Source organism: Acaryochloris sp. IP29b_bin.148, from assembly GCF_028285565.1.
Taxonomy (GTDB): Bacteria; Cyanobacteriota; Cyanobacteriia; order Thermosynechococcales; family Thermosynechococcaceae; genus Acaryochloris.
The window spans coordinates 1-4545 of sequence record NZ_JANQOY010000059.1 but is presented as its reverse complement, the minus strand read 5'-3'; the positions used below and the strand labels follow the sequence as shown (position 1 = coordinate 4545).

At 48.1% G+C, this 4545-nt stretch carries 4 protein-coding genes and 1 pseudogene; 2 read left to right on the top strand and 3 right to left on the bottom strand.

What is annotated here, in order from left to right; all coding sequences use genetic code 11:
• Positions 1 to 36 precede the first annotated feature (36 nt).
• Both Q0986_RS06030 and Q0986_RS06025 read right to left on the bottom strand, forming a co-directional pair.
• Positions 37 to 498: a hypothetical protein gene (locus tag Q0986_RS06030; RefSeq protein WP_299405925.1), complete on the bottom strand. Its 462-nt coding sequence runs from the start codon at positions 496 to 498 to the stop codon at positions 37 to 39.
• A gap of 660 nt (positions 499 to 1158) precedes the next feature.
• Complete coding sequence (locus tag Q0986_RS06025) at positions 1159 to 1746, bottom strand: TetR/AcrR family transcriptional regulator (protein WP_299405922.1); 588 nt, start codon at positions 1744 to 1746, stop codon at positions 1159 to 1161.
• Between the two features lie 114 nt (positions 1747 to 1860).
• On the opposite strand from Q0986_RS06025, the gene Q0986_RS06020 reads away from it, so the two are divergent.
• Positions 1861 to 2796: an alpha/beta hydrolase gene (locus Q0986_RS06020; RefSeq protein ID WP_299405917.1), complete on the top strand. Its 936-nt coding sequence runs from the start codon at positions 1861 to 1863 to the stop codon at positions 2794 to 2796.
• Positions 2797 to 2857: 61 nt separating this feature from the next.
• Positions 2858 to 3838, top strand: coding sequence for an SDR family oxidoreductase (locus tag Q0986_RS06015; RefSeq protein WP_299405913.1), 981 nt, complete (start codon positions 2858 to 2860; stop codon positions 3836 to 3838).
• Between the two features lie 189 nt (positions 3839 to 4027).
• On the opposite strand, the pseudogene Q0986_RS06010 reads toward Q0986_RS06015, so the two are convergent.
• Positions 4028 to 4471 (bottom strand): annotated as a pseudogene (locus Q0986_RS06010) (site-specific integrase); the annotation flags it as partial.
• Between the last annotated feature and the right edge of the window lie 74 nt (positions 4472 to 4545).

Genomic DNA, 4545 nt, shown 5'->3' with positions numbered 1-4545 from the left:
TAGAGACCTCTGGAATTCATAGATTTCAAATCGATCCTAACCTTGGCAAAAATGCCGAAGATTGATCATTGTGTAAGCCAAGCTTTTCAAGGCATAGTGCAGTTTGCTGATCCGCTCGAATCGCAGCAACAAGCGCTTGAATTTGTCCTCCCAGGCAAAGACTCGCTCAATGGTATTGAATCTCTCTTGAAAGATGGATGAATCGAACCGTCTTTTCGGACCTGGCTTGGGCGTCTTTCTCCCACGGAGATTTTCATTAATGTTCGGCACCATCCGTCGATTGAAAATGGCCTTGCGATTGGCTCGACTATCGTACACGCCATCCAAGCTAACGATAGTCCCAATCAAGTCTATGCCGACTGTTCGGGCGGTACTCATCACCTTCGACAATGCAGTCTTAAACAGCGGTGACTCATTCCGGTTGCCAGGGGCAGTCACAAATGGAGAGATGATATTGCAGTTGCGATCACAAAAAGCAACCACTTTGGGGTCCGACAACGATTCGTGTAAAATCTGATCATAGAACCCAAACCCTTACTAGGTAATCATTCTAGAGTTCAAAATTGCAAAAAATAACATAAGAGAAGTCAAAATTGTTCCAAAATGCAAATTTGCACACTTGGGGTCAAGGTAAATCTATTAAAAATAAAACTCATATTAGAATTGCTGAAAGATAGTCCAGCTAGTGATTATGGGTTTCTTAGCATTTATGCAAGCAACTGAGATGGCATTAATGCGAAATTTCTAAAAAACGCAAAATTGATTGATTTGGTTCTAACAGACCTCATTTTTATATTCTTTTGACCTCACAATATTCCAAAATTGGGCTAAACAAAGGTCAGAAGATATACTGCTATTGCTTTTTAGTCCTATGATCAGATTTTACACGAATCGTTGTCGGACCCCGACTTAGGTTAACCACAGTCTAATCAGACCTATACGGGGTATGGCAACGATTAATGCAAAAAGGGGTCAAGTGGTCCCTTGAGTTTTTTATATCAGGATTTTTAAGATGTGAACAGCTCTGTTGCTTATTACAGCCTTGGCCGTTTTAGTCCAAAGATATAAATGTTCGGCTCAGTCCCAAGAAGACTATTATATTCTCGCGATTGTCCTGTGAGCGATGATGTGCGAGTAGTGCTTACATGTCCGCCCGATTTACGGAGCTTTGTAGTGTGACAGAAACATCGCAACACAGTCTTGCATGATGCCATCCGTTTTTACCTTCTCTCCGAGCAAGAACTCTGGCCAAAAGAAAAAGGTTTTGACCAAACCCAGTAGTTGATTGGCTGCATACTCAGGGTCAGCCTTCCTCAGTGCGCCCGAGTCCATAGCCTCACTAATGAGCTTCGTCACAGGATAATCATGCGTAGCGGCTTTCGCAAAAAAACTACGAGAACGCTCTAAGTCCCGCAGGAACTCAGAAATCACAATACGTTGCAATCCAATGGCATCGTCATTGGTAATGACGCCGATATATGTTTCTAGTGCATCAATCAATTGTTCGTCCAATCCACGAGACGGGTCGTACGACACTGGCGACATGACATTGCTGCGCGCCAGCATAATTTCGGAAACAACGTCAAACAGAGCCTCTTTAGTCTCAAAGTGATTGTATAAAGTGCGACTCGATACCCCTGCAAGTTTTGCAATTCGAGTGGTTTTAGCACCCAGAAATCCCTGGTCTCGGAATTCCTCAATCGCCGCCTCAATAATGCTCTCTCGTTTTCGTTCAGTGAGTTTCATGTGTTTTCATGCCTGAATAAACAAAAAAGTAAAATTTGGTGTTTACATTTTTGAAGACTAGGTCTAAAGTAAATAGTGTAGTTTACTTTTTAATCCAAAGCCAAGGAGACAACGATGACCTCAAGCGAAAAAATTACCTTCAAGAGCAAAGGCATCAAAATCGTCGGCAACCTCTATTTGCCCTCTGATTTCGACCCGTCCAAAACCTACGAAGGGATCGTCATGACCCCACCCTTTCCGCAGGTGAAGGATCAGGTTATGGGCAACTACGGCCCCAAAATGGCAGAACGCGGCTATGTCGCTCTGGGCTTTGATTGGAACTCGAAAGGCGAGAGCGGCACCTATGAGGAAGGATTCCGCGACGACGAAAACATACCGCGCAAATGGGAAGACCTGCGTAATGCGATCTCCTATCTTGGCTCGCTGCCTTTCGTTGGCTCGATCAACGGTTTGGGCTTCTGCGGCGGCGGTGGCATCATGGCCTCGACTATCATCTCGGATCTGCGGGTGAAGGCTTTCGCCTCGGTAAGCGCCATGCTTGCCACCGACATGATCCAACTCAGCGACATGGATGCCTATAAGGCTCGTATAAAAGCGGCCAACGACATGCGTCAGCAAATGTTTGAAACCGGCGAGGCGGTAAACCGCGATGCCTTCGGCTATACCGACCCGGATTTCCTGAAGAAAAACGCGGGTGCACCCGCTGGTACACTGGAAGGCTATGACTACTACGGCACCGCACGCGGCGGCAAGCCGACATATCCGAATTTCACCAATGAAATCCTGGCGGATATCGACGAAACAGCGGCTTTTAACCTTGGCGAGCATTATGCCGACAAGCTGCTACAGCCCTTCTGCGGCATCGTTGGAGAAACAGCCGAAACGGCCATCTGCACCAAGGCTTACCATGACCGCGTGACCTCGGAGAAGGAATATCACGAGATCCCCGGAGCAAGCCATGTGGGCTTGTACGACATCCCAGAGAACATCGCTCAGGTTGTTGATATCGTCGATGGTTTCTTCAAGAAACATCCCGGCCCAATCGCATAACTCGAACCACGTATTGGTAGGAAAACCTACCAGCACTTCCCGAAATCGAAGGAACAGAACAATGGCAAAGGCAAACCCATATGGCCCTCAAGGTTGGACACCGGCACGCATCGACGATTTGACGGGCAAAACCTATGTGATCACCGGCGCGAACGCTGGCGCAGGCTATGAGGCTGCGAAGATCTTCCTCTCTAAAGGCGCAAGTATCGTTATGCTGAACCGCAGCACTGACAAATCCGAGGCCGCTATTGAAGCACTCAAATCAGAAGTGGGCAAGGATGCCGATGTGCGCTGCATCAAGATGGACCTTGCCGACCTGGGGTCGGTACGCACGGCCGCCGAGCGTGTGAACGCAGAAGTACCCCAGATCGACGCCTTCATCCAGAACGCGGCCATCGAACAGGTTGCCACACAGCAATTCACAAAAGATGGTTTCGAGAGCCAGCTTGGTACCAACCATTATGGACACTTCCTGCTGACGAGCCTGATCTTTGATCACTTGGTCGAGAGCAAGGCTCGCATCGTAATCGTAGGCAGCGGCGGTCACAAAATGGGTTTGAAGCGCATCCAACTTGAGGACATGAACTTCGACAACAATTACAACCCACACGTTACTTACTGCCACAGCAAGTTTGCGCAAATGATGTTCGCTTATGATCTGGAACGGCGCGTGAAAGCTGCAAACCTTCCTGTTTCTGTTCACGTTTGTCATCCCGGTGCCGCACGGACCACGCTATCAAAAGATGAAGCGAACAAAATGACTAAGTTTCTCTTCACACTGCTGTCACCGCTTGCTCAGTCAGCAGAACGCGGTGCTTGGCCGGAAGTCCTGTGCGCAACCGAGGATAACCTGAAGGAATCCGCTTACTATGGTCCAACCAAACGCGGCGAAATGGTTGGACCGATTGGTGAGTGTAACCTTGAAGAGAGTGTCCTCGACGCTGAGCAGGCTGGGAAGCTTTGGGAGCTGTCCAAAGCCGAAACTGGCGTGCGCTGGCCTTTGCCGGGGTATAACCCCGACTCTACAGAAATTGGGCCATAAGGCTGAAAGTACTTTTAGGGATAGACTTCAGCACATTATCTACCCCTCTTGCCGAGAAGTTGACGATTAGCATGGTTGCTCCGGGAGGGTCTGTTGATCAGTTTTAACTCATAGTCTTCAGTAGCAGAGTATGACCGATACCCAGCAACTGTATGACAACTCCCCAAATAAAGGTATCGACGACAGCGTCTATTTGACCTCGGTCGATTCGGTTAAGGCTAGCGAAGAAAAGGCTCGTTGAGCAGCCTTTTGAGCCTGCCCAGAGGTTACCTTCTGATACTGCAATGTAGTCTGGATATTCCGATGCCCCATCAAGGCCCTTAGTTCTTCAATTCCCATCAGTCCCACTCGTTCAGTGGCAAAGGTATGGCGCAGATCATGGAGTCGGATTCCGTTTAATTCAGGGGCGTCTTGAATCAGCTTCTTCCAGTTATGGTGTGCCGTTCGATAACTCAACCGATTCACCTCACCACTTAAGGGTTGCTGGGCCGTAAACAGTGCTGGTGAACCTCTGTGTCTAAAGCCCTTCGCATAGATTTGGAGTAACTCGGCTGCATCATCACTAAAGAAACACCACCGTTTTCGATTCCCTTTGCCCACCACTTGGAGGAATCTGTCAGTCATGATGAGCTGTCAATACTCATCATCAAAAATTGACCCTGCCTAGCTTCAGGGGAAATACTAACCTCGATAATCCGCTATTTTCT

Bases quoted from the DNA above. Each gene is read 5' to 3' on its own strand.
- Q0986_RS06025 (WP_299405922.1), bottom strand. From the start codon at position 1,746: ATGAAACTCACTGAACGAAAACGAGAGAGCATTATTGAGGCGGCGATT.
- Q0986_RS06020 (WP_299405917.1), top strand. From the start codon at position 1,861: ATGACCTCAAGCGAAAAAATTACCTTCAAGAGCAAAGGCATCAAAATC.
- Q0986_RS06015 (WP_299405913.1), top strand. From the start codon at position 2,858: ATGGCAAAGGCAAACCCATATGGCCCTCAAGGTTGGACACCGGCACGC.